Origin of the sequence: Neoluteolibacter marinus (assembly GCF_014904755.1) — a bacterium.
Taxonomy (GTDB): domain Bacteria; phylum Verrucomicrobiota; class Verrucomicrobiia; order Verrucomicrobiales; family Akkermansiaceae; genus Haloferula; species Haloferula marina.
The window spans coordinates 122,369-147,943 of record NZ_JACZFQ010000020.1 but is presented as its reverse complement, the minus strand read 5'-3'; the positions used below and the strand labels follow the sequence as shown (position 1 = coordinate 147,943).

Below are 25,575 nucleotides of genomic sequence, written 5' to 3'. Positions count from 1 at the left end.
CACCGCTTCCCGAGATGGAAAGTTGCGCGATTCGACAATTCGGGCACCGGCCGCAGCGCCGGTTCAGGCGCCGAGATTCTTGATGGTCTGGAAGATCGCCGTGATCATCAGGTAGGCCATGGTGCCGATCAGGCTGGCCATGATGATGAGGATCGTCGGCATGATCAGCGCCATGATGCGCGACAGGCTCTTGTCGAGTTCCTTGTCGTAGCGCTCGGCGGCGCGACGGAGCGCGACGTCCAACTTGCCGGTTTGCTCACCGACCGAGACCATGTCGATCAGCAGCGCCGGGAAGGCGCCGGTACGGATCAGGGCTTTCGAGAAGGCCCGGCCGTCGCCGACCTGGTCGATCACCGTGTTCAGCTCGCCGCGCAGGGCCAGGTTCTGGGTGGCGTCGCGAGACAGCTCGAGGGCCCGCAACAGGGGCAGGCCGTTGCCGGCGAGGTTGGCCATCGTCTCGAGGAACTGGACGTAGAACCGGCTCGAAACCACCGGCCCCATCAGCGGCGCGGTGAGCTTGAACTTGTCCCAGGTGAGACGGTTCTCGGGATTATCCTTCCAGGCCTTGAAGAACAAGGCCGCGGCCACGACGAGGATCAAGATGACGTACCAGTAGGCCTTGATGAAATCGGTGGCGGCCACCATCAACTTGATCGGGCCCGGCAAGCTGCCACCGGGAGTGCTCTCGATCAGGGTGGTGAGCTGCGGGATCAGGGTGGTCACGAACACGATCGACACGCCCAGACCCGCCACCACCAGGAAGGCGGGGTAGATCATCGCCAGGATCAGGCGCGACTGCAGGTCGGCGAGGGTCTTGAGATAATGCGCCTGTCGCTTGAGGATGGTGTCCAGAGCGCCCGAGGCCTCGCCGGCCGCGGCGAGCGAGCAATAGAGCGGGCCGAAGCTGGGGCTGACCCGCTTGAGGGCGGTCGAGAAATTCATCCCGTCGCGCACCAGCTGGCGGATACGGACCGCGACATCCTTGAGGCCGCCGAGCTCCTGGCGGCCTTCCATCGACTTGAGCGCCGGCTCGAGCTGGAGTCCGGCGGCAAGCATGTCGGAAAGTTCCTCGGTGAACATGATCACCTCGGGGCGCTTGAGCTTGAGCGGACCGTCCGGCGTCTTGTCCTCGACCTCCCGGTCGGCGGCCTTGGCCGGCTTCTTCGGCGCGGGGGCGGGCTTCGCCGGAGCCGGCGACTTCTCGCTCTTCGCTTTCCGGGGCTTCGCCGCGGTGGCCGACGACGATTCCTTCAGGCTGACCGGCTGCAGGCCGCGGCGGTCGAGCACCCGCAAGGCTTCCGGCCGGTCGGTGGCATCGACTTCACCGGTCTGGACGGCGCCGGAGGAACTGAGGGCTTTGTAGGCGAAGACTGGCACGTGGGGAAAAGCTGGGAGTTCAGATCACTCTGTGGCGATGTCGGTGGAGGTCACGGAAACCACTTCCTCGATGGTGGTCAGCCCCTGCATCACCTTGATCCAGCCGTAGCCGCGCATCGGCACGAAGCCTTCCTTGATCGACTGCGCGCGGATTTCCTGCGCCGCGGAGCCGTGCGCCACCATGTCCTGCATCGCCTGGCTGAGGACGACGACTTCGTAAATCGCCAGACGGCCCTGGTAACCGGTGTTGCGGCAGCGGTCGCAACCGTTCGCCTCGTAGGCCTGGCCTTCCAGGTTGATCGGGATCCCGAGCTCGCGGCGGTCGTCCATGGTCACTTCCCGCGGCTGCTTGCAATGCGGGCAGAGCCGCCGGACCAGTCGCTGGGCGAGGAAGGCGCGGACCGCGGCCGAAACGAGGAAAGGCTCCACGCCCATGTCGATCAGACGGCTGATGCCGCCGAGCGCGTCGTTGGTGTGGAGGGTGGAGAACACGAGGTGACCGGTGAGCGAGGCGCGGATGGCGATCTCCGCGGTCTCAAGGTCGCGGATTTCCCCGATCATCACGACGTTCGGGTCGGCACGCAGGATGGAGCGCAAGCCGGCGGCGAAAGTCAGACCGATGTCGGACTTCACCGCGATCTGCATCACCCCGGGCAGCTTGTTTTCCACCGGGTCCTCGATGGTGACGATGCGGCGGTCGGGGTGGTTGATCTCGGTCAGGAAGGAATAGAGGCTGGTCGACTTACCGGAACCGGTCGGACCGGTGATCAGGATGATGCCGTTGGAGAGATGCAGCAGGCTCTCGATCTTGGAGCGCACGTGGTGCTCCATGCCGAGGCGGTCGAGGTTGAACTTCTCCTGGTTGAGGAGACGCAGCGAAACGCTCTCGCCCTCGACGGTCGGCACGGTGGCGACACGGACGTCGACGGTCGCGCCCTCGAACTGGAGGTTGATGCGGCCGTCCTGCGGCAAGCGGCGCTCGGCGATGTCGAGCCGCGACATGATCTTCAGACGGGCGATCACCGAGCTTTGCAGCGCCTTGATGTTTTCCGGCACCGTCACCTCAAGCAGGCGGCCGTCGATGCGGTAGCGGATGCGCAGGTTGGTCGACAGCGGCTCGACGTGAATGTCGGTCGCGCGCTGTTCGAGCGCCTCGCGGATGATCTGGTTGACGAATTTGACCACGCTGGCCTCCTCGTCCTCGTCGGCGTCGATGACGTTCGCCTCGTCGTGGTCCTCGAGATTGTCGTAGTCGAGTTCACGGCCTTCGAGAATCTGTTCGAAGGTGTCCGCACCCACCCCGTAGAGGCGGCGCAGCGACTCGTGGATCCGGCGGCGGGAAGCCATCACCCACTCGACCGGCATGTCGATCTCCTGCGCGACGGCCTGGCGGGCGACCAGATTGAAGGGATCGAAGGTGGCCAGCTTCAGCCGCTCCGCCCCTTCTTCGCCGGTGATCTCCACGGGCAAAAGCCGGTGACGGAGGGCCACCCGCGGTCCGCAGGCCTCGCGCAACGGCAGCGGGGTCTCCGCAGGAGGAATCGTGTCGAGCCACTCGATGTCCAATTCGGACGCGAGCTCGCGCATGTAGGGCTCCTCGTCGACGATTCCGGCATCCAGCACATCGTCGATCGGCGAACGTTGCCGCTGGGCGGCGCCTTCCAGCACCTCCCCGAGTTTTTCCAGTTCCTGGCATCCGCTTCTGCGGGCGGGGTCGATCAACAAATCAGTCATGCGGCTGGCGGTCTTGTCCCGTAAAACCGCCGGCCGTGCAACTTTGTCTCTGGAAAATCCTCCCCAGCGTGTCAGCAGCACGTCCAACGCAGGAAACGTCGCCACAAACCACTGACAACCAGTCACCATCGCCCGCAACACCGGCGCTGAGCTGCGATTTTATGCCGATCGCTGGCATTTCCGTCACCCCCGCCCCCGGAACGGCGGATTGCCGGTGACCAAAGATTCACGTCCCAATTTCATCACATTCCCGGGGTTCCAGGCGGCGCCGGAGGAACCCATTCCCTCGGTCTTCCGCCGACCATGAGCCAACCCACCCCGGGCACCGCCCGCTGCTGCGCCCTGATTTCACTGCTTCCCCTCGCCGCCTCCGCCGCCGAGTTCGGCACCCTGAAGGTCAACCAGCTGGCAAACAACAACCAGAACCTCGCCTCCGCCACCCCGGGCATTTCGATCGTCGCTGGTCCCGGCGGAACCCCGGGGGCCATGGTGCAGGACACTGCGAACCGCGGCGACTACAACCTGGGCTTCGGCCGGACCAATGATGCGGGGAGCGGCGTCCTGCTGAGCTCGATCGCCCAAGGCACCCGCGACGACAGCGAGACGGGCGGACCCGCTCCGGGCGAATTCTTCGCCACCAGCAGCCTCGGCATCGATGCTGCCGGCGAGTCCTGCTGGATCGCGATCCACTGGGCCGAGGTCGCCGACAACCTGGAGGCGAACTACGACGTCTCCTACGCCTACCTGCCCTACGACGAGTTTCCCGGCGGAGTCGCGACCAACACCGCCAACAACGCGGCGTTGACCGTTTTCACCGGAAGCCCCGCTCTGGCAGGCGGTTTCAGCGACCCGGAAGATTCCGCCGGCAAATACCAGCTGGACCTTTCGCCACTCGGCGGAACCCCCTCCTCAGAGGGCGTCCTGCTGGTGACCGGGGGCAAGAACGAAGACAACTTCGCGCTCTCGCGGGCGAACCCGGACGGGACCTTCTCCCTGTTTTGCCACGACAACGGCAGCAACGGCCGCAGCTACGAAAACGACGGCGTCGGCTTTTCCTACCTGGCGACCTCCTCGGTCGGAACCCACGGGCTGGCAGCACTGGGACGAGTCAACGGCGACGCCACGGCCGACGTCGCGGCGGGCGACTTCTCGGTCACCAAGGGGCCGAAAGGGCGTTGGTTCCTGTCGATCCCCGGCCAGTCGGCGGCCACCGGCACCCTGATCGTCAGCCCCGAAGGCGGCGATACCAACAACGTCGACAACATCCTGTCCGCGGCCTGGGACGAGATCGCCGGGCACTGGATCATTGAAAGCCGCGACCTGACCGGGGTGGCGCCGCAGGTCCCGGCCTTGCAAGACATGGCCCGACCCGATGAAGACGCGTTCAGCTTCGCTTTCTTCCAGGCGGGCGGCGCGCCACCCGCAATCTCCGCGACGGCTCCGGCCGACGGAGCGATCAGGGTCCCGGTCGATGCCCCCTTGTCGGTCGCTGTCACCGGCAGCGCCGGGGACGACCTGGAGGTAACCTACTACGGACGCCGGGTGGCCGCGGCGGACCCGGCCGACCGCTTCACCGTCGTCGCCCTCCCGGACACGCAATTTTACTCGGAGAACAAAGGCGGCGACCGTGCGGCGATCTTCTCCGCCCAGACCGACTGGATCGTCGCCGAACGCGACGCCCGCAACATCGGCTTCGTCCTCCACCTCGGCGACATCACCCAGCACGGCGACAACCCGGACACCGCGGCGGACGAATGGGCCAACGCCTGCGCCGCGATGTATCGCCTGGAGGACCCGCTGGCCACGATGTCCGCCGAAGGCATCCCCTACATCGTCGCGGTCGGGAACCACGACCAGACCCCGATCGGCGACGCCGACGGCACCACCACCTACTTCAACACCTTCTTCGGCGTCCACCCGCAGACCGGCCTCAACCATTTTGATGGCAAGAGCTACTACGGCGACACCTCGGAACCCGGCAGCGCCGACAACCACTACACCCTCTTCACCGCGGGCGGCCTCGACTTCATCGTCATCAGCCTGGAGTACGACACCAGCCCCGACGCCGCCGACCTCGCGTGGGCCGACTCCCTGCTGAAGGCGTTTCCCGCGCGACGCGGGATCGTGATCACCCACTACCTGGTGCGCGACGGCTTCCCCGCCCCCTTCAGCACCCAGGGCCAGGCAATCCATGACGCCCTCAAGGGCAACCCCAACCTGATCCTGATGCACGGCGGCCACATCCACGGCGAGGGGCGGCGGAGCGATTCGTTCAACGGCCACACCGTCCACTCGCTGCTCGCCGACTTCCAGGGACGCAGCAATGGCGGCGACGGCTGGTTGCGGTTGATGACCTTCCATCCGTCGCAGGACCGCATCGACATCGAGTCCTACTCGCCGGTGCTCGACCAGTTCGAAACCGATGACGACAGCCGCTTCTCCCTCGACGTCGATCTCTCCGGCGGAATGGGACCCTTCACCGAGATCGGCCGCACCCGGCCGTCATCCGGCGCCTCGTCGATCACTTGGAGCGGACTTGAGGCAGGCACCCGCTACGAGTGGTATGCCACGGTCCGCAACGGCTCGCTCAGCACATCGACCCCGCTGCAGGGTTTCGTCACCGACGGCGTTCTCTTTGAACCGACTGTCGGAATCACCGCGCCGGCCAACGGCGCGATCCATGCGCAACCCGCCGAGATCACGCTCAAAGCCGAGGCCGCCGACCTTGATGGCTTCGTGGTAAAGGTGGAGTTTTACTCGGGAACGGAATGGCTCGGTACCGACACGACCGCACCGTTCTCGTTCAAGTGGAACAACGTGCCGACCGGCAGCTACACGGTCATCGCGAAGGCCATCGACGACGACGGTCAGGTTGCCTCATCACCGCCGGTGTCAGTCCAGGTGGTGACCGAGCCGGCCGCCCCCGAAGTCTCGACGCTCACCAGCGGCCTCTTCAATCCCGGCTGGGCCGTCGCCGCCACCACGCCCGCTCCCCTGGGCTTCGACACGCCCGGCAGCAATCCCGGCGATGTTGCACTCAAGATCAATGGCAGCGCGGTCCGCTTCGACCAGGGAATCGTCGCCGTCACCAACTGGGAAAACCCCGGCAACGGCGGCGTCGATTCGGTCGACAACCTGTGCCTCGCCTACCCGAGCGAGGCCGGTAATGCCTACCTCAACGTCCTCGACAACGCCGCTCCGAATGCCAGCGATGCCAATCCGGTGACCAGCGAGGAATCGGCCGGCGTGGCCGCGGCCTTCTTCCCCTACGCGGCCGGCTGGATCGGTGCCAGCGTGACGGCGGAAGCACTGGTCACGAGCGGCAACCTTCCCGCAGGGGCAACGGTCCGCCGCACCGGCGACGGACATTATGCCATCTCCGGCCTCGCCCTCACCGGGAACTTCCTCGCCTTCGCCAACGGCAACACCGGCACCGACGGCGACAACATTGTTTCCGTCCGGCGCGCCGCCAGTCATTGGCTGGTCGAGGTCCGGGACAATTCGTCGAAGCCGCAGAACGGGGCGTTCAGCTTCGTCTACCTGCCGGCGGCCACCCCCGGCGTCGCCAGCGGCGTGATCGCTGCGGACGGCAGCGTCGAGCCCCTGAATCAACAGCTCGCCACCCTCGGCGCCCAGGTCACCCGGAGTAACGGCTATTTCGAACTGACCATCGGCGACGGCACCCGGATCAATCCCGCCAACAGCGCCTTGTTCCTCACCGGTGACGCCACCGGCTCGCTCGCGGCCGCCGACAACATCAACAGCTACTCGTCGAGCGGGAATGCCTTCCGCATCTTCAGCCAGGATCTCCCCAACCTGAGCGGCACCTTCCAGGCGATCGACCTCCGCTTCGTGGCCATCCCCTTCGATCTCGCCGACGCCAGCCCGCCGCTTGTCACGGTCGAGGCCTCCGATCCCGCCGGCGGTGAGTTCGGCGACGATCTCGAGGTTGCCTTCACCGTTTCACGCGGTGGAAGCCTCGCGGCACCTCTCCACGTCGCCTACGTGACGGGCGGGTCCGCGATCGCGGGGATCGACTACGTTTCCCTGCCCGGTTTCATCGAGATCCCGGCCGGATCATCGTCGGCCCGGATTGCGGCGAGTATCCTCCCCGATCAAACCTTGGAAGGACCCGAATCCATCACCCTGTCACTGATCGACGGTGACCTATACGACCTCGGCGCTCCCCGTGAGGCCGTGGCAACCATCGACGACCGGCCCCTGCAAGCATTCCTCCACGCCGGCGGCCTGACGTCCCCGGAGGCGGACGACGACGGCGACGGCTTGGCGAATGTACTCGAATACTACCTCGGTTCCGACGCCGCGGATGCCGCGCAGCGCCCGCCGCTGCAGGCCGCCCGCCATCCCGATGGCAGCTACCGGGTGCGCTTTCCCCACGCTCTGGCTGCCGGCGACTTGCAGGCCGACATCGAGTGGTCGCTCGACCTGAACCACTGGCGTCGCAGCGGCCAGCAAGAGGGAGAGATCACCGGAATCATTACCCTTTCGGTGGTTTCCCCGGCGGGCGACGACCCCGAAACCCTCGAGGCCCGCCTCACCCTCACCGGCCGCACGCTGGAGGGACCGGTTTTCATGAGACTCGCCGTGGCACCATGAAAGCACCCGCGATCTTCCTTATTCTCAGCAGTCTGGCCGGGGCCCATCCGGATCCCCGCCACACCCTGCAGCACCTCGACGAGCACCTCGCGGAATCGCCCGACGATCCGGAGCTGTTGCGACAGAAAGCCGATCTCCTGCTGGAGACCGGCCATCCCGCGGACGCTGCTCCGGTCGTGGCACAGGTCCTCCGGCTCGATCCCGCGAACCCGGACCACCGTCTCCTCGACGCCCGTTTGAGCGGCGCGACGGAGGGACCCGCGGCCGCGGTCGCAAAGTTGCTCGCACTGGTTTCGGAGAATTCCGGCCATGCAGCCGCGTGGGATCTTCTCGCCCGCATGCAGGATGCCGCCGGCCACCGCGATGAGGCGATCGATGCCAAACGCCAGTTCCTCTGGCTTGCAAAGCGTCCAGCTCCCGGCGACGTGATGACGCTCGCCGCCTGGCTGCGCGATCGCGGGGATGCCGCCGGAGCCATCGATGTCCTCGACCAGGGCTTGGCAAAACTCGGTTGCCTGACCGGACTGCAGGAGATGGCCATCGAACTGGAAACCGGTCTGGGGCGATTCGACTCATCGTTGCGTCGGATCGATGCGCTGGCCGCCCGCTTCCGGCCCTCGGTCGAGCTTTCCCGAAAACGGGCGGTGATCCTTATGGCCGCCGGTCGCCCGACCGAAGCGGCCGGCGCCTACGACGCGGCGGTCGCCATGCTCGACGCCTTGCCCGCCCGTCGTCGCGAAGAACCCCGGGTCCAACGCCTCCGCGAGGAGCTGGTGGCGAAAAAGGCGGCCTGCCTGGCAGCCCCGTGAGTCCGGAGCTTCACTCCATCTTCTCCACTTCGACCGTCACGCTCATCTTGCAGTGGCCGCGGCCGTGGTAGGTGCCGCGGACCGGCGCGACATCGTCGTAATCACGGCCAACGGCGATTTTGATGTAGCGCTCGTCGGCGAGGGTGTCGTTGGTCGGATCGAAACCGATCCAGCCGACCCCGGGGAAGAAGACCTCCGGCCAGGCGTGGGACGCCTGAGCCCCGACCAGGTGGTCGCGCGGGCCGTTGTAAAGGTAACCGGAGGCATAGCGGGCCGGGATGCCCACCGCCCGGCACAGCCCGAGCATCACGTGGGTGAAATCCTGACAAACCCCGCGGCGCAGCCGGAATGCCTCCTCGAGGTGAGTGTTCACCGAGGTGCTGCCGGCCTCGTAGCGGAACTCGCGGTGAACCCAGCGCATGATCGCCAGCGCCTGCTCGTAAACCGGATCGATCCCGTTGGTGAGATCCAGCGCTTGCCGCCAGATTTGAGGATGGCGGGAGACGAAGCGGCTTTCCTGGAGGTAGGCCCAGGTGCGCTCCGGGATGTCACCGCCACGATACTCGTGGAGCATCGCGGCACGGGACGCGTCGGGGACGGCCAGCGGCAGGTTCTGGATCCGGATCCGGCTCTCGATTTCCAGCTTCCGGTGCTCGCTCGCAATTTCAAAGTGATGGGTGACGTTCTCGAACAAATCGTTGAACCGTCGCACCCGGGTCGCCGGCAGCACTCGCACGACGGCAGAAAGCGTCCGTTGGAACGGGAAGGTCCGCGGTTCCAGGTGGAGCGTGTTCATGCTGTCCCGCACCGGCGCGTCGTATTCAAAGACGGTGCGGTGGAGGACCTTGAAAACAGGGCCGGATTGGGGAGGCGGGGCCATGGACGGTCCGGCCGTCGGCGCAGGTTTCGCGCCAATTTCGGGTGATTGCAGGTTCAATGGCGTGAAGGATGATCGCGCCCGGATCACTGCTGCTGCTGGGCCATTTGCCAAGCCACAACCGCGGAAACACTGGCAGCAGGGATCGGCGGCCGGGTCTCCACCCCGTCCGGCAACAGCACGTAGGCGCGGAACGCCTCCTCGCCAATCTCGTTGAACCGCGACTGGAGGCCGTCCAGATATGCGTGCAGACCCGCCTCGAGGATTTCCTCGGTCGAGCCGTAGGAAAGCTCCGACAAGAGCCGGCCCGAGACCCGTTCGGCGTCATTGCAGTAGGCCCCCCGCGGGTGACCGGAAATCCGGTGGAGGCTCCGGTCGATGCGATCCGCGCAATAGCGGACCGACCGCGGGAAATCCGGCGAGAACATCAGCAGGTCCACGACATTGCTGGCACACGGCTCGCCGCGATGCCCCGTGCGAAAGGCCCCGAGCGCCCCGCAGGAGCGCAGGATCGCCGTCCACTGGAAGCCTCGCCCGCCGGCCGTTTCCTCCGTTTCGGGCAGGAAGCTGGTGATGTCGAGGAAGCGCGTCGTCTTGTCCGCGCGCTCGAGGTGACGGCCCAGATCCATAAATTCCCAAGCCTCGCTGCGGGAAATCGATGCCGCCGCGATGCCGTGGAAGGTGAAGGTGGCGCGGCGGATCGTCTCGTAATAGCGCGGCGGGTCGTTCTGCAGCAGCTGCTCACCCTCGCTCGAATTGATGAAGAGGTAGAGCGAGTTCAGCTCCTCCCAAAGTTCCTCGGAAAGCTGGTCGCGCACCATTCGCGCGTTCTCGCGGGCCTGGGCGATGCAGGAGACGATGCTGTTCGGGTTCTTCCGGTCCTCGGTGAGGAAGCGGATCACCTCGGCGCTGCCCGCCTCGCTGTACTGCTCGGAGAACAAGGCCTCGTCGCCGGTGCTGAGGATGATGGGCTTCCAGAAGGCGCGCAGGCGCTCGCTGTCGAGGCGCTCGTGGTCGAGCAGCAGCTGGCCGTTGACTTCAATGATCCGGGAAAGATTGTCGGCCCGCTCGATCAGGCGGACCATCCAGTAGAGACTGTTGGCAACTCGGGATAGCATGACGGAAAATTATTTCAGGACCCAGGTATCCTTGCTGCCTCCGCCCTGCGACGAATTGACGACCAGTGACCCCTTCCTCAGCGCCACCCGGGTGAGACCGCCGGGCACGATCTTCACGTCCTCGCCGTAGACGATATACGGCCGCAGGTCGATGTGGCGGCCCTCCATGTTGCCTTCGCACCAGGTGGGCGAGCGCGACAGGGAAATCACCGGCTGGGCGATGAAGTTGCGCGGGTCGGCGATGATCTTCTCCTTGAACTTGCCGATCTCCTCCTGGGTCGCCGACGGCCCCATCAACATCCCGTAGCCACCCGACTCGTTGGCCGCCTTGACGACGAGCTCCGGCAGGTGCTCCAGGATGTATTTCCGGTCGCTGTCCTCGGACGCGAGGAAGGTCGGGACGTTCGGCAGGATCGGGTCCTGGCCGAGGTAGTACTCGATGATCTTCGGCACGAAGTAGTAGATCACCTTGTCGTCGGCCACCCCGGTGCCGACGGCATTCGCGAGGGCGACATTGCCGGCCTGATAGGCGCGCATGATGCCCGGAACGCCGAGCACCGAGTCCTTCCGGAAGACGGTCGGGTCGAGGAAGTCGTCGTCGATCCTGCGGTAGATGACATCGACCCGGACCAGCCCGTGAGTGGTGCGCATGTAGACGAAGTCGTCCATCACCACCAGGTCGCGGCCTTCCACGATGTCGATGCCCATTTCCCGGGCAAGGAAGCAGTGTTCGAAATAGGCGCTGTTGTAGCAACCCGGCGTCAGCAGCACGCAGACCGGCTCGCCCTCGCGGTGCGGCGAGACATGCTGGAGCATGTCGCGGAGCACCCGCGGGTAGGAGTCCACCGACCGCACGCCGAGCGACTCGAACAGGTTCGGGAACGCCCGCTTCAACGCGTTGCGGTTCTCCAACAGGTAGGAGGCCCCGGACGGGCAGCGGCCGTTGTCCTCGAGGACGTAGTAGGCCCCGTCAGCGCCGCGGATCAGGTCGCTGCCGCAAATATGGATATAGATGTCCTTCGGCACGTCGACCCCGCGGAACTCCGGCCGGTAGTGGGTCGCATTCTCGATGTAGTGCCGCGGGATGATCCCGTCGTTGAGGATGTGCTGCTCGTGATAGATGTCGTGGAGGAACAGGTTCAGCGCGATGATCCGCTGGGTCAGTCCGGCTTCCAGGTGCTCCCATTCGTCGGCCGGGATCACCCGCGGAACCGGATCGAACGGGAAGATCCGCTCGGTGCCGCGCTCGTCGTGATAGACGTTGAACGTGACCCCCTGCCGCAGGAAATGCTGGTCGCAGGACGCGCGCCGCGCTTCGAAATCGTCGGTGGGAAACGCGGAAAAGCGGTCGAGCAAGCCCTGGTAATGGGGTCTCACACCGCCGTCGCGGTCGAACATCTCGTCGTAAAAACCATCTGCCTCGTAGGCGTCAAACATGTGAATTCTTGGGGTGGATCTCCAATGAGCAGGGGGCGGGCCAAGTCCCTTCGATTTCCTAGCCACTGCCACGCTGCCCCTGCCATCCCGCGGCGTAAAGTCGCCATTTGCAGGAATCCCTGCCGCCTGCGGGAACTTTTTTCCGTGCCGGCCGGATCGCCGCGTGCTTTGAAAGCCGGGTGGCCTACCTCGAAATCCGCGACCTCCAGACCCACTTCAAAAAGAAAGCCGGCACCTTCCTCGCGCCGGTGACCGAGACCATCCGCGCAGTCGACGGGGTGAACCTGTCGATCGAGAAGGGCGAAATCCTCGGTCTGGTGGGCGAGTCGGGCTGCGGCAAGTCAACCCTCTCGCGCACCGTGATGCAGCTCATCCGGCCGACCGCCGGCTCGATCGTCCTCAACGGCGAGGACCTCGCGAAGTTACCGCCCTCGGTGGTCCGCAAGCGCCGGCTGGACTTCCAGATGATCTTCCAGGATCCCTACGCCTCCCTCAACCCGCGGATGACGATTTTCGCCACCCTCGCCGAGGCGATCCGCCAGCGCCACCCGGATGCCAAGGGCGCGGAGCTCAACGAGCGCATCACCACCCTGATGGAGACCGTCGGCCTCGACCCGCGGTTCCAGAAAAAATATCCCCACGAATTCTCCGGCGGCCAGCGCCAGCGGATCGCGATCGGCCGGGCCCTTGCACCCGAGCCCAAGCTGATCATCGCCGACGAGCCGGTGTCGGCGCTCGACGTCTCGATCCAGTCGCAGATTCTCAACCTGCTCAAGAAGCTCCGCGCCGAACTCGGCCTGACGATGATATTCATCACCCACGACCTCGGCGTCGTCCGCTACCTCGCCGACCGCATCGTGGTGATGTACAAGGGCAAGATCGTCGAGGAAGGCGAAGCCGAAGCGCTCTTCGACAACCCGCAGAACGACTACACCAGGAAGCTGCTGGCCGCGATTCCCAAACTGGCCGCCACCGCCTGATTCCCGGCAGCGGTTTCCCTTGCCGCCGGACCGCTCCTTGCCAGACTCTCCGCGCATGAATCCATTGCTCATGAAAACGCTCCACCTCGCGGGAGCCCTCGGCGTCTTCACCGCGATGGGAGCCGTGGTTTCCGGCGCCACCGGCAAGAAGTGCTACTCCATCCTCCACGGTGTTTCGCTCCTGCTCCTGCTCCTGATGGGCTTCGCGATGCTCAAGAAGCCGCCGATGGACCACTACTGGTGGATGGTGAAGGTCGTCATCTGGCTGTTCCTCGGTGCTGCTCCCGCCCTGGCCAAGCGCAAGGCCCTCCCCTCCTCGGCCCTCCTCGCCCTGTGCCTGATCGGCGGCGTGGCCGCCGCCTACCTCGGTCTCTCGAAGCCGTTTTGATGAGCGGAATGTGCTTTTTTCACTCCTGATCCTGCGAGCCCGGGACTCTCCCCTTGCATGGCCGGGAGCGGGATCCTAATTCTTCCGCGCGCTGACCATTGCCGCCGTCCATGAACGCCTCCTCTTGCTCGTTTCCCATTGCCTGCCGCGTTTGGAAATCCTCCATCGGCCGCAAGCTGATCGTCGCCCTGACCGGCCTCGTCCTGGTCCTCTTCCTCGCCGGCCACCTTTCGGGCAACCTGCTGGTGTTCGTCGGCCGCGATGCCTTCAACACCTACGCCGAGTGGCTCCACCACCTGCTCCACGGCGCTGGCGTCTGGATTGCCCGGATCGGCCTGCTGGTCGCGGTGGTCCTGCATGTCGCCGCCACCATTTCCCTGACCCGTGAGAACAAGGCGGCCCGCCAACCCTACGCCCACGAGGCGACCATCCAGGCCAGCAAGTCCTCCAGGATCATGATCTGGAGCGGCCTGACCATCCTCGCCTTCGTGATCTTCCACCTGCTCCACTTCACGGTCCGGGTCAGCTTCCCCGCCGAGCGCTACGTGGATTTCAACGAGCTCGGCGAACAGCGCTTCGACGCCTGGAAGATGGTCATCGACGGCTTCTCCAACCCGCTCGTCGTCCTTTTCTACGCGATCGCCATGACCCTGCTCTGCTCGCACCTCAGCCACGGCGTCGGCGCGATGTTCCAGACCCTCGGCGTGCGCTCGAAGAAGTCCGCCCCGATGATCACCGCCATCTCGAAGGGCTACGCGCTGCTGATCTGGCTCGGCTTCCTCTCCATCCCGCTCGCGATCCTCGTCTTCAAGTTCGGCCGCTGATCCCCGCATTCCCTTCCCTTTCCCGCCATGTCACTCGACAGCAAAATCCCGTCCGGTCCGATCGAGCAGAAGTGGTCCAAGCACAAGATGGACTCGAAGCTGATCAACCCCGCCAACAAGCGGAAGTTCAGCATCATCGTCGTCGGTTCCGGTCTCGCCGGCGGTGCCGCGGCCGCGACCCTGGCCGAGCTCGGCTACCAGGTGAAATGCTTCTGCTACCAGGACAGCCCGCGCCGCGCGCACTCGATCGCCGCCCAGGGCGGGATCAATGCCGCCAAGAACTACCGCAACGACGGCGACTCGGTCCGCCGCCTGTTCTACGACACCATCAAGGGCGGCGACTTCCGCGCCCGCGAGGCCAACGTTTACCGCCTCGCCGAGGTCTCCAACAACATCATCGACCAGTGCGTCGCCCAGGGCGTGCCCTTCGCCCGCGAATACGGCGGCCTGCTCGACAACCGCTCGTTCGGCGGCGCCCAGGTCTCGCGCACTTTCTACGCCCGCGGCCAGACCGGCCAGCAGTTGCTGATCGGCTGCTACCAGGCGCTGGAAAAGGAAATCCACAAGGGCGGCGTGAAGATGTACCCGCGCACCGAGATGCTCGACGTCGTCCTCGTCGACGGCCACGCCAAGGGCATCGTCGTCCGCGACATGGTCACCGGTGAAGTGAGCTCGCACGCCGCCGACGCCGTGATCCTCGCCACCGGCGGCTACGGCAACGTCTTCTTCCTCTCGACCAATGCGATGGGCTGCAACGTCACCGCCGCCTGGCGGGCCGCCAAGCGCGGCGCCTACTTCGCCAACCCCTGCTACACCCAGATCCACCCGACCTGCATCCCGGTCAGCGGCGACTACCAGTCGAAGCTCACCCTGATGTCGGAGTCGCTGCGCAACGACGGCCGCGTCTGGGCGCCGAAGACGCAGGAGATCGCCGAAAAGATCCGCAAGGGCCAGCTCAAGCCGTCCGAGGTCCCCGAGGACGCCCGCGACTACTACCTCGAGCGCAAGTATCCCTCCTTCGGCAACCTCGCGCCGCGCGACATCTCCTCGCGCGCCGCCAAGGAAGCCTGTGACGACGGCCGCGGCGTGGCCAAGACCGGGCTCGGCGTCTACCTCGATTTCCGCGACGCCATCGACCGCCTCGGCGATGACACGATCCGCGCCCGCTACGGCAACTTGTTCCAGATGTACGACAAGATCGCCGGCGAGAATCCCTACAAGCAGCCGATGATGATCTACCCTGCCGTGCACTACACCATGGGCGGCCTGTGGGTGGACTACAACCTGATGTCGAACGTCCCCGGCCTGCACGTGCTCGGCGAGGCGAACTTCTCCGACCACGGCGCCAACCGCCTCGGTGCTTCCGCCCTGATGCAGGGCCTGGCCGACGGTTACTTCGTCATCCCGGCCACCATCGCCAACTACCTCGCCACCCAGAAGCCCGGCACCGTCAAGCCCGACCAGCCGGAATTCAAGAAGGTCGAGGAAGAGGTCAAGGAGCGCACCAGCCGACTGCTTTCCGTCAATGGCACCCGCACCGTCGACAGCTTTCACAAGCAGCTCGGCGAGATCATGTGGAACAAGTGCGGCATGGCCCGCTCGCGCGAAGGCCTCACCGAGGCGATCGCCCAGATCCCCGCCCTGCGCGAGGAGTTCTGGAACAACGTCCGCGTCCCCGGCTCCGGTGCCCAGGCCAACATGGAACTGGAGAAAGCCGGCCGCGTCGCCGACTTCCTCGAGTTCGGCGAGATGATGTGCTACGACGCCCGCGACCGCGAGGAAAGCTGCGGCGGCCACTTCCGCGTCGAGCACCAGTTCACCGAGGCCGACCCCGAGGTGCAGTCGGGCAAAACCCAGTCCGGCGAGGCCAAGCGCCACGACGACCAGTTCTGCCACGTCTCCGCCTGGGAATACCAGGGCGACGCCCCGCCGGTCCTCCACAAGGAGAAGCTCGAGTTCGAGGCCGTGAACCTCTCGATCCGCAGCTACGCCTGATCCATCTTCCGGTCGTCGCGGAAATCGACGGGGCTGCCCGGGGGCGGGAACAAGGAGTGGCGTCCCGTCCACCGGCGATCGTCCGCTCCCGGACCTTCCCCCAATGCACTCCTATCACGTCTTCTTCAACCCGAAGTCCGGCGTTGACCCGGAAACCTTGGCCGGACAGGTCCACGCCTTCATGGCAAGCCAGCTCGCGGGCAATCTCGCCGCGAGCTATCGGCTGCTGAGGATTCACAACAAGGCCGGTTTCGACGCCCTTCCCGAGTTCCAGTTGATCGTCGACTACGCGTCAGCCAAGAACATAGAGACGGCCTTCGCCAACATGCGGTCCCATTTCCGGGACGCCCCTCACGGCCCGCTGATGTCGATGGTCGACGGCTTCCGGGTCGCTTTCTCGCACGACGCGTCGTCCTGAAGGGGACCGGCCGGACGAGCCTGGTGCCATCGCGGTGCCGAAGCACGCGAAAACTCCTTGCGCCACGAACCGCCGCCTACGCCTTCACGGCGATCGCGGGCGCGGCGGGCAGACGCACGGTGAACCTCGAACCCTTGCCGGGTTCACTTCCGACCCGGATCTTGCCCCCATGCTGGCGGACGATCGCGTCGCAGATGGCCAGCCCGAGACCGGAGTTGCCGCCGTCGGAGCGGCCGCTGCGCGAGGCATCGACCCGGTAGAAGCGTTCGAACAAGCGCTCGCGATGGCCGGCGTCGATCCCCTGCCCGTTGTCTTCCACCTCAAGAAAGGCGCCTTGGTCGTCGGCTCCGGTCCGCACCATGATGGCAACGCCGATCGGGTTGTGCTCGGCGGCGTTGCCGATGAGGTTGGTGACCACCCTCACCAGCGCGTCGCGGTCACCCGAGACCGGCGCCTTTTGGAGGTCGAGCTTGATGCCGGCATCCCTGCGGGCGAGCAGGCCGCGCATCTCCGAGGTGACCTCGCGGCCCAGATCCGCCAGGTCAAGCGGCTCGCGGCGCGGTTCGCCCGCGGAGTCGAGGCGCGCCAGGACCATCAATTCATCCACCAGCTTCTTCATCCGCCGCGCGGCGCGTTCAGCATGCGCGAGCCCCTCGCGATCCTCGGTGCCCCGGCCCTCCTTGCCCAAGAGCTGCTGGATCTGGCCGAGCACCACGGCGAGCGGTGTGCGCAGTTCGTGGGAAGCATCCGCGGTGAAGCGCTCGCGCTGCTGGATGTTCTGCTCCAGGCGGGCGAAGGCGTCGTTGAGCACCCCGGCGAGGTCGCGCAGCTCGCTGCCCGCACTGTCCACGTTGATCCGCCGGGACAGGTCGCCCTCCGCGATCTCGGTCGCGGTCGCGCCAATCTCCCGGATCGGCCGCAGCCCCCATCGCAGGATGATCCAGCCGATCAGGAAGCCGATCCCGAACAGCAATGCCCCGAAGCCCGCAAGCTTCCAGGTGTGCCGATCCATCTCCTTGTCGAAGACGGTCAGCGGCACGCCGAGCTCAATGGTGCTGCCCGCCGGGCCGCGGACCCGCATCCGCCGGTGGCCGCCGGAGGAAAAGAGTTCCTGGGTGATGGCTCCGCTCCGGAAGTCAAGGTCCGCGGGCGTGCCGCCGCCCTTCTCCAAAATAATCCCGCCATTGCGGTCCCAGGCCACCGCCCAGGAGGCATCCGAGATCCACGACTCGACGACGGGCTTCGAACGAACCATCGGGTCACCTTCCGCCGACCGCCGGGCGGGCGGCCCATCCGGGGATCGGGCGGGCGGTCCCGCTTCGCCGGAAAAGGGACCGGCATCCCGCCGCCGCGGCGGCCGGCCGGCACCGCCAGGTCCCGCACCGCCGCGCGGTCCCCGCCCGAAGTCGACTGCCGGCATCAGCGGCCGCATCAACCTTGCCAACTGCGCGTCCACGTCGTCCAAGCGATGGGCTCGCTCGTATTTCCGGACGGCGGACATCATCCCGGTGATCGCCAGGGCCAGGGCAAGGGCATACCAGGTCTGGATCCTCCAGGTGATCGATTTCCAGAAGCGTCGTCGCATCGTCGGACAGGGTATTATTCGGTGTAGTAGCCCGCGCCGCGGCGGGTCCGGATGAAATCCTTCCCGAGCTTCTGGCGCAGCTTGTAGATGTAGACGTCGAGCATGTTCGAAAGCGCGTCCACGTCCTCGTCGAAGAGGTGGTCGCAGATAAAATCGCGGCTGATCACCTCGCCGCGGCGGCGCATCAGGAGTTCTGCCAAGGCGAACTCGCGCGGCGTCAAATCGACCGCATCCCCCTCGACCTCCACCGTCATCGAACTGATGTCCAGCCGCACGCCGCCGAACTCGAGCACGCGCTCGATCGCCAACCCGCCGCGTCTCACCACCGCCCGGACCCGCGCCAGGAGTTCTTCCTTCTCGAAGGGCTTGGTCAGATAGTCATCCGCGCCCAGGTCCAGACCGTTCACACGGTCAGACGTCTCGTCGCGGGCAGTCAACATGAGCACCGGGGTCTGATGGGTCTGCCGCAAGCGGCGCAACAACTCGAAGCCGTCCACCTTGGGAAGCATCACATCCAGCACCAACGCGTCGTAGTCCCAGTTCCGGGCCCGGTAGAGCCCTTCCTCGCCATCGTGACAACCGTCCACCTGATAGCCCTCGCCACGAAGCATCGCCACCAGCAATCGGTGGAGATCCTCGTCGTCTTCGATCACGAGCAGCCGCATGCCGGAAGGTGACATGGCCCACCCCTACCGCGGCGAGCCTGAATGCAGCCTGAATCCTCCCGTGAAATGTCGCGCGCTCACCCGTCGGACTTCGACGGACCGTCATCCGGGATGGCGATGCCCATCTTGGCAGCACGCTCGGACCAAAGCTTCCGCGCCAGCACCTGCAGGTCGGGGACATTGTCCTTCTCATCGACGATCTCGACACCGACGATGGTTTCCAGCACATCCTCCAACGTCACCAACCCGACCGAGGTGCCGAATTCGTCGTGCACCAGGAGGATCTGATGGCCGTCACTGAGAAAGCGCTGGAACAAATGATCCACGCCAACCAGTTGCGGCACTGCTTCCAGCGGACGCATCACGGACTCCAGGGTGTCGGCGTCGTTCTTGAGACAGGCGAGCAAGGCGTCGGAGCGCAGCACGAATCCATGCACGTCGTCGCGGTTGGTGCCGAACACCGGGATCCGCGAGAACGGCTTGTCCCCGATGTTCGCGGCGAACTCGCGCAGCGTCGTGGTCATCGGCAGCATGAACACCACCGGCCGCGGGGTCATGATATCGGAGACCCGCATGTCACCGAGCTGGAGGATGTTGCGGACGATGGCGCCCTCGCTGGACTTCAACTCGCCGACTTCCTCGCCGAGCCGGGCCACCGCGAGCAGTTCCTCGCGGTGCATCGGCTGGAGATCGGCCTTTCCGAAGGTGATCAGCCGGGTGACCTGGCCGCACAGCCAGACCAACGGGGCCAGAATGAACTGCAGCTTGGGCAGGAACCAGGCGGTGAAGGGCGCGAAGAACATCGCGTAGCGGGCGCCGAGCGTCTTCGGGATGATCTCGGTGAAAACCAGGATCGCCAGCGTCAGCATGGCCGCGAAGATCGCCTCGGTTCCATTGCCGAAGGTGCGCTGGTACTGGGCACCCGCGCCGGCGGCCCCCATGGTGTGGGCGATGGTGTTGAGGGTCAGGATGGCCGATAGCGGGCTGTCGATGTCGGCCTTGAGCTTCTCCATCGTCTCCGCCCACCGCGTCCCGCGCTGCTTCGCCGCCTGCACGGCGGTCGGGGTAATGGTCAGGAGGGTCGCCTCCAGCAATGAACAGAGGAACGAGAACCCCAGTGCGACGAGCACATAAACGATGAGCAATGCCATGATTTCGGGCCGCAGCTTCGGCCCGGAACCATGGTTCGGTCAAATCAATCCCAAGGGGCCCCCGGCCGGATCAGGGCAGATCCGCCCGCACCCGGAAGATACCGCGGGAGGCCGAGGCATCGATCGTCCGGTGCACGGTGGAACCGGTGCCGCGGAGAACCGGCAGGACCATGTTCCAGGTCGACCCCGGAACCGCCAGCTGCTCGACACGATAGCTGCGGCCACCGGACGAGGGATAGGAGATCTCCCCGCTGTCGGGCCCGCTCATGATGAACGAGGCATCGAAACGGGACAGCGCGGACAAGGCATCCGTCCCGCCGAGGAACTCGTCCCAATTCGAGACCCCGTCGCCATCGCGATCAGCCCCGGGCTCGGCCAGGCCGGCATCGATGTCCGCCGGCGGAAAGGTGTCGATCACCCACTCCAGATAGGCGGCTTGCGTCGCGAAACCGAGCCCCATCGACTGCTGGCCGCTGGCGTCGAAGTGCAGGTTGTCCCCGCCGAGTCCGAAGCCGTCCGTGTCGAGGATCGAGGTCCGCGGGTCCGCCGCGGCAACGGCATCCTGGGCCGCACGAACCTGCCCCAGGTAGGTGGCATTCAGGTTGGTTTGGCCGCTCGAAAGCCGGGCAATGACGAACGGCAGGCCGGACCCGTAGGTGGCGCGGACATCCGCGATGAATGTGGTGAGGTTCGCCTGATAGGATCCGGCATACGCCGCGACTGCATCCGACTCGCCCTGCATCCAGACCATTCCCTGGAGATCGATCACGGCCCCGGGATGAGCCGATGCCAAGGCGGCGAGACCGGCGGTGACCGTCTGTTGGAAAGTGACGTATTCCGCGCCGTCGCCGGTGGTGGTGGCATCCCCCCCGCCCTTCCACTGCACCGCGAGATTGGTCCCGCCGTTGGCGTACTTGATGATCGCCATCCGGGTGTTGTTCTCGTGGGCCCAGAGATCCGCCAGCTTCCGGCCGAGGGTGATTTCCGGTCCGAACTGCGACGACTCGCTCAGCCCGGGCTGCAAGCTGCCGAGGGTCGCCGTCCCGCCCTCCACCTTGTGGAAAAAGTCGACGTCCGCCTGGGTCAGCTGGAGGTTGACCGGCGAGGTCGGCAAGCCGCTGACCGCGGCCCGCCCGTCGGCGTTCGACTGGCCTCCCAGCAGCACCACCCGGACCCGGTCGATGGTCGGGGCCACGGCACCCGGCTTCTCGGCATCGTAGAGTTGCGCGACCTGGATCTCGCCCAGCGCGGTCGGCATCACGTGGATCTCGTCGAGGGAGCCGTTGAAGTTGTAGGGGAACGTTGAGTTCGGATAGGCCTTGCCGACGGAATCGATGTAAAACGAGGTGTCGCCGTTGCTCGTGCCCGCCGGCTCGCCGTCCAGATAGTAAGCAAGCCCACCGGCACCGTCCGCCACCAGGGCGTAGTGATGGAGTTCCATGTCCTTCGGTGCCGCCAGGTCGTGGGTTTCACCGCTCGACGAACGGAAGCGCAAGCCATCGAAGCCGTCGTTGAGCCAGATGAAGTCCGAGGTCGTTTCGGCCCGGCCCATGACCATCCCCTGGCTGCCGCCGGTTTCCCCGCGCCGCGCCCACCAGGCGACCGTCCAGGCGTGGTCGGGCAGGAAGGCACCCGGGCTGGCAAGCAGCACGCGGGAGCTGTCCGCCCCGTCGAGCGCCAGCGCGCCGCCTCCCGTGGCCAGAGCGCCCGGGTCGGTGGTGACGGCCGCCGCCCCTTCCGCGGTACCGTCGTTGCCGGCGGCACTGCTATCGGTGAAGCCGTCGTCGTAGCGATGGTGAAAGCCGGCAAAGGGCGGCGCGGCATAGGCGTTGTTGGTCGCGTGGAGCGAGGCGATCGAATCGGCACCCAGCGCCTCGTCGAAGATCCACATCTCGTCGATCTGGCCGTGGAAGTCGAAGTCCGAGCCCGCGGAATAGGCATCGCCGATGGTGTCGAGGATGATCCCGGTCTGCTTCCCCGTCGCCGAGGAGTGGAACGCTCCATCGAGATAGACGGTGACCGTCGTTCCCGCGGCGACGATCGCGTAGTGATGCCACTCGTAGTCCTTCGCGACCCCGAAGTCCGCCTGCCGCTCGATGGCGTTGGACGAACTCCGCCAGCGCATGCCGGTGCCGGTCACGTCGTTCAGCGCGATGAAAAAGTTCGAATTGTCGCGCTGGCCGATGACCATGTCCCAATCCGCCGCCTGCCCCGCGTCGCCCGAGGCCTTGCGGGCCCAGAACGCGACCGTATAGGGAACGCCCGACCCGAAGGTCTTCGACGGGATGTCGAGGTAGTCGCGGTCGGCGCTGAAATTCATCGCCCCGGTCCCGAACTTGAAGTCGCCCGGAGTACCGATGATGCCGCTGTTTTCCGTGGTCCCGTTGTCGATCAGGATGCCGTCTCGGAAATTACCAGACTCGTCGTAAAAATTCGAGTCGAAGGGATAGTGGGCCCAGACCCCTGCCGAGGCGGTGAAGGGCAGCAGCAGGCAGGCACAAAGCGGATAGTGGAAGTTTTTCATGGGTTTCAAGGTTGGGTTGCCCTCAGTTCGACCCGCGGCGGCGGCGCAGCAGGGAGATCACACCGATGGCAGACAGCACCGCCGCCGCAGGCTCGGGCACGGTCGAATTGAAGTCCCGCAGGTTCGACAACTCGGTTCCACCCAGCGCCTCGTCGAAGACCCAGACCTCGTCGATCTCGCCGTGGAAATCGAAATCGGACGTGCCGAGATAGGCCTCCCCGATGGTGTTGAACTGGAAGCCGGTCTGGTTCCCGGAATCGGACCCGAAAAACGCGCCGTCGTAGTAGAGGGAGATCGTGGTTCCCGACGCGACGATCGCGTAATGGTGCCATTCGTAGTCCTTCGCGACCCCGAAGTCGGCCTGTCTTTCAGCCGCGCTGGACGAGCTCCGCCAGCGCATGCCGGTGCCGGTCACGTCGTTGAGGGCGATGAAGAAGTTCGAGTTGCTGCGGTCGCCGATCACCATGTCGAAGTCGGCGCTCTGCCCCGAATCGCCGGCCGCCTTGCGGGCCCAGAAGGCGATGGTGTACGGCGTGCCGGAAGAGAAGGTGGCCATCGGGATGTCCACGTAGTCGCGATCGCTGCTGAAGCTCATGGCACCGCCGCCGAAGGCGTAGTCGCCCGCGGTGCTGGTGATGGCACTGTTGCCGGTGGTCCCGACATCCACCAGGGTTCCGTCCCTGCCGTTGCCGGAGGAGTCGGTGAAGCCGGAATCGAACGAGTAGTGGGCGAATACGGCGGCATGCGCCGTCTGGCCGAGGATCAGGCCGGCAAGGCCTGCGACGATGTTCTTCATGGTTGCTTGGGTTTTCGAGTGGCCGGCGGTCGAGGGACCAACCGCTGCTCTATGTGAGCCCAAGCGAAGGGTTAGCCGGATTTCCCGGAAAAGTTCCGGAGCATCCTTCAGTCACGGGTTTCCAGCCTGTTCTCGCGGAACAGCACCCCGATCTGCTCCGCATCAAGCGCGGCGCGGACCACATACAATTCGTCGAGGCTTACCGGCACGGTCGCGGCACCCGTGTTGCGGTAGGGATCGAACGCCAGCCGCAGTCCACCCGCACCGTCGTCCCCCGACAGGGTGTTGATGCCGGTCGCAAGAATCGCCCCGGTGGTTTTCATCGGTTCACCGTCGATGTAGTGGATGACTTCCGGGCTGCCGTCCTTGTCATGCATGCCGGTGAACACGCTGGCCAGATGATGCCAGCCCCCGTCGTGAATATCCCGCGAGCCGATCACCCCCCCGGTCTTGTATCCGTCCCATCCCCACTGGGTGCCAATGATCCCGCCGACGCAATGGGCCCGCAGGCTCCAGTAGCCACCTTCCACGGACGGATCGCCCCACAACACGATCGGTGGCGTGTAGCTCTCCCGCCTCACGTTCTGTCGGCGGACAATCGGACTGCCCCTGAACCAGAAGGCGATCGTGCGCGCACCCGACCCGGAGATCCCCGGGAACCGAGACTTGCCGTAGCGGCCGGGCTCGGTGAGGTCGAGGGCTTCACCGAAGCGGCCCTTTTCCAGGCGCGGCTTGACCACCTTCCCATCGAGGCCGAGCACCTCCACCGGCTCGGGGTCCAAACCCTCGGCACTGGAAGGGAACGCCCCGTCGGTCGTCTCGTCGAAGCTCCAATGGATGGCCACGAGCTTCCTTGGAAGCTCGCGCAGGAACACCCCTCCATCAAAAGGCACCGGCTTGCTTCGGCCGACCGGATCGGTCTCAGCGGCCTCTCCGACACCCAGCTCGCGGGACGGCACCCCGGGGAAGCGGGACTCCACCCGGACCTTCCCGGAGTCGACCTGCACCCGGTCGGATGCCCGTGAGCTCGCCACCCCGAAGCGGGTGCCGAGATCCACCACCCTCGCCCGCTCGGTGAGGACCGTGAACCCGATATCGTCTTCCGCGACGTCGAACCACCCCTTGCCGCGCAGAAGCGACACGAGCACCGGATTGTGGATTTCAATGATCGCCGGTCCCTCCACCACCATCCGGCTGCGGTGGCGGGTCATGATCTCGACCGTGCCATGCTCGACCTGCACCCGCGTGCTCGGGAGGAAACTCCCGTCCTCGCCGAGGCCGCCCGACTCGAAGCGCCACGCCGATTGGACTCCGGCAGTGACGGTGGAAGGGGGAAGCCGCCGGGAATGGATAGTAATGAGACTGCCTGCGACGGCGAGCAGGGCGACCAATGCCGCCGCCGCGAAAAACGAAGTCCGCCAACTGCGCCGCCTGCGTTCCTCAACCGGCTCCACGCCGGGTTGCTCCCGCTCGGACCCCCAGAATTCGGCGAGTTCGTGCAGGCCGTGGGCGAGCACCATGTGATCGAGGCAATAGGCCTCGCGGACCTCGGGATCGTGCCGGAGCAAGTCCATCAGCCAGGCGTGGTCCTCCGCCGAGATCGCACCGTCTTCCAGGTCCTGGAAGAGCTGTTCGAGTTGGCGGGGGCTGGGCTTGCGGGGGGTCATGAGGGGCAGCGCTTGCCGGTTTTCGCGATGATACAGCGCTTGAGCGCGGAGCGAAGGCGGAACAGCTGGACTTTCAAACCATTCATCGAACGGCCGTGGATCACCGCGAAGTCCTGCAGCCGCGTCTTGTGCCAGTAGCGCTGCATCAGCAGCTCGCGGTCGTCGGGCCGCACCTCTTCGATGCAGCTCCGCAGGGCCTCGATCCGCTTCTCAACCATCAGCCGGTCGAGCTTCTCCTCCATCTCGGAAGCCACCAGCTCGGCCACGTCATCGTCGAGGGTCACCCAGCGCCGCTTCTTGAGGATCCAGCAGTAGGTCATCGCCTGGTAGCGGGCGGTCGTCAGCGCCCAGGCCTTGAAGTTGGTTCCGGGCTCGAAGGTCTCGCGCCGTTTCCACAGCAGCACGTTGGTTTCCTGGATCACGTCGTCCACCCCCGGGGCTCCCGGCAGCAACGAAATCACGAACGAGCGGATGATCGACTGATGGTCGGTCAGCAGCTTGACGAAAACACTGTCGGGTTCCTGTTCCAAAATCTCCCGCTCCGGGATGTGAAAACCCGGACAGGGTTAGCAGGATTTTTTCGGTCTGCCGGTGATTTCCTTACCCCGGAGGC

19 protein-coding genes are annotated in these 25,575 nt (G+C 65.7%); 7 read left to right on the top strand and 12 right to left on the bottom strand.

All coding sequences use genetic code 11. The features are described from left to right. Positions 1-63: 63 nt before the first annotated feature. Positions 64-1,377, bottom strand: coding sequence for a type II secretion system F family protein (locus tag IG178_RS04945; protein ID WP_193211415.1), 1,314 nt, complete (start codon positions 1,375-1,377; stop codon positions 64-66). A gap of 24 nt (positions 1,378-1,401) precedes the next feature. After that, positions 1,402-3,111 carry a GspE/PulE family protein gene (locus IG178_RS04940; RefSeq protein ID WP_193211414.1) on the bottom strand — a complete coding sequence of 570 codons (1,710 nt, stop codon included), beginning with the start codon at positions 3,109-3,111 and terminating at the stop codon, positions 1,402-1,404. Positions 3,112-3,414: 303 nt separating this feature from the next. On the opposite strand from IG178_RS04940, the gene IG178_RS04935 reads away from it, so the two are divergent. Together IG178_RS04935 and IG178_RS04930 are read left to right on the top strand one after the other, a co-directional pair. Then, positions 3,415-7,728, top strand: a complete 4,314-nt coding sequence (locus IG178_RS04935; RefSeq protein WP_193211413.1) for an Ig-like domain-containing protein — start codon at positions 3,415-3,417, stop codon at positions 7,726-7,728. Further along, positions 7,725-8,537 carry a tetratricopeptide repeat protein gene (locus tag IG178_RS04930; protein WP_193211412.1) on the top strand — a complete coding sequence of 271 codons (813 nt, stop codon included), beginning with the start codon at positions 7,725-7,727 and terminating at the stop codon, positions 8,535-8,537. Before IG178_RS04935 ends, IG178_RS04930 begins: the two co-directional genes overlap by 4 nt. 10 nt (positions 8,538-8,547) lie before the next feature. Here IG178_RS04930 and IG178_RS04925 read toward each other — a convergent pair whose 3' ends face one another. The 3 genes from IG178_RS04925 to IG178_RS04915 all read right to left on the bottom strand — a co-directional run bounded on the left by IG178_RS04925 (position 8,548) and on the right by IG178_RS04915 (position 11,969). Next, the gene (locus IG178_RS04925) at positions 8,548-9,417 is read right to left on the bottom strand and encodes a transglutaminase family protein (RefSeq protein WP_193211411.1); all 870 of its coding nucleotides are present in this window, start codon (positions 9,415-9,417) and stop codon (positions 8,548-8,550) included. Positions 9,418-9,500: 83 nt separating this feature from the next. Next, the gene (locus IG178_RS04920; protein WP_193211410.1) at positions 9,501-10,532 is read right to left on the bottom strand and encodes an alpha-E domain-containing protein; all 1,032 of its coding nucleotides are present in this window, start codon (positions 10,530-10,532) and stop codon (positions 9,501-9,503) included. Between the two features lie 9 nt (positions 10,533-10,541). Further along, positions 10,542-11,969 (bottom strand): circularly permuted type 2 ATP-grasp protein, encoded by a 1,428-nt coding sequence (locus IG178_RS04915; protein WP_193211409.1) that lies wholly within the window; start codon positions 11,967-11,969, stop codon positions 10,542-10,544. 179 nt (positions 11,970-12,148) lie between these two features. Here IG178_RS04915 and IG178_RS04910 point away from each other — a divergent pair, with 179 nt between their 5' ends. From IG178_RS04910 to IG178_RS04890, 5 genes are all read left to right on the top strand, one after another. Continuing rightward, positions 12,149-12,949, top strand: coding sequence for an ATP-binding cassette domain-containing protein (locus IG178_RS04910; protein ID WP_193211408.1), 801 nt, complete (start codon positions 12,149-12,151; stop codon positions 12,947-12,949). Between the two features lie 70 nt (positions 12,950-13,019). Then, on the top strand, positions 13,020-13,337 hold the full coding sequence (locus IG178_RS04905) for a hypothetical protein (RefSeq protein ID WP_193211407.1): 318 nt from the start codon (positions 13,020-13,022) through the stop codon (positions 13,335-13,337). Between the two features lie 110 nt (positions 13,338-13,447). Continuing rightward, positions 13,448-14,161, top strand: coding sequence for a succinate dehydrogenase cytochrome b subunit (locus IG178_RS04900; protein WP_193211406.1), 714 nt, complete (start codon positions 13,448-13,450; stop codon positions 14,159-14,161). Positions 14,162-14,188: 27 nt separating this feature from the next. Continuing rightward, entirely contained in the window at positions 14,189-16,156 is a 1,968-nt protein-coding gene (locus IG178_RS04895; RefSeq protein ID WP_193211405.1) for a fumarate reductase/succinate dehydrogenase flavoprotein subunit, read from the top strand. Positions 16,157-16,259: 103 nt separating this feature from the next. Continuing rightward, positions 16,260-16,574 (top strand): DUF6614 family protein, encoded by a 315-nt coding sequence (locus tag IG178_RS04890; protein ID WP_193211404.1) that lies wholly within the window; start codon positions 16,260-16,262, stop codon positions 16,572-16,574. Positions 16,575-16,650: 76 nt separating this feature from the next. Here IG178_RS04890 and IG178_RS04885 read toward each other — a convergent pair whose 3' ends face one another. From IG178_RS04885 to IG178_RS04855, 7 genes are all read right to left on the bottom strand, one after another. Next, the gene (locus IG178_RS04885) at positions 16,651-18,159 is read right to left on the bottom strand and encodes a sensor histidine kinase (protein ID WP_193211403.1); all 1,509 of its coding nucleotides are present in this window, start codon (positions 18,157-18,159) and stop codon (positions 16,651-16,653) included. A gap of 14 nt (positions 18,160-18,173) precedes the next feature. After that, positions 18,174-18,839, bottom strand: a complete 666-nt coding sequence (locus IG178_RS04880; RefSeq protein ID WP_226894856.1) for a response regulator transcription factor — start codon at positions 18,837-18,839, stop codon at positions 18,174-18,176. A gap of 62 nt (positions 18,840-18,901) precedes the next feature. Beyond that, the gene (locus tag IG178_RS04875) at positions 18,902-19,975 is read right to left on the bottom strand and encodes a hemolysin family protein (RefSeq protein ID WP_193211402.1); all 1,074 of its coding nucleotides are present in this window, start codon (positions 19,973-19,975) and stop codon (positions 18,902-18,904) included. Between the two features lie 70 nt (positions 19,976-20,045). Then, positions 20,046-22,499 carry a sialate O-acetylesterase gene (locus IG178_RS04870; protein ID WP_193211401.1) on the bottom strand — a complete coding sequence of 818 codons (2,454 nt, stop codon included), beginning with the start codon at positions 22,497-22,499 and terminating at the stop codon, positions 20,046-20,048. A gap of 22 nt (positions 22,500-22,521) precedes the next feature. Then, entirely contained in the window at positions 22,522-23,295 is a 774-nt protein-coding gene (locus tag IG178_RS04865; protein ID WP_193211400.1) for a LamG-like jellyroll fold domain-containing protein, read from the bottom strand. 107 nt (positions 23,296-23,402) lie between these two features. Next, complete coding sequence (locus IG178_RS04860; RefSeq protein ID WP_193211399.1) at positions 23,403-24,962, bottom strand: FecR domain-containing protein; 1,560 nt, start codon at positions 24,960-24,962, stop codon at positions 23,403-23,405. Beyond that, a complete protein-coding gene (locus tag IG178_RS04855; RefSeq protein ID WP_193211398.1) occupies positions 24,959-25,492 on the bottom strand; it encodes a sigma-70 family RNA polymerase sigma factor in 534 nt (177 codons plus the stop codon). Before IG178_RS04855 ends, IG178_RS04860 begins: the two co-directional genes overlap by 4 nt. Between the last annotated feature and the right edge of the window lie 83 nt (positions 25,493-25,575).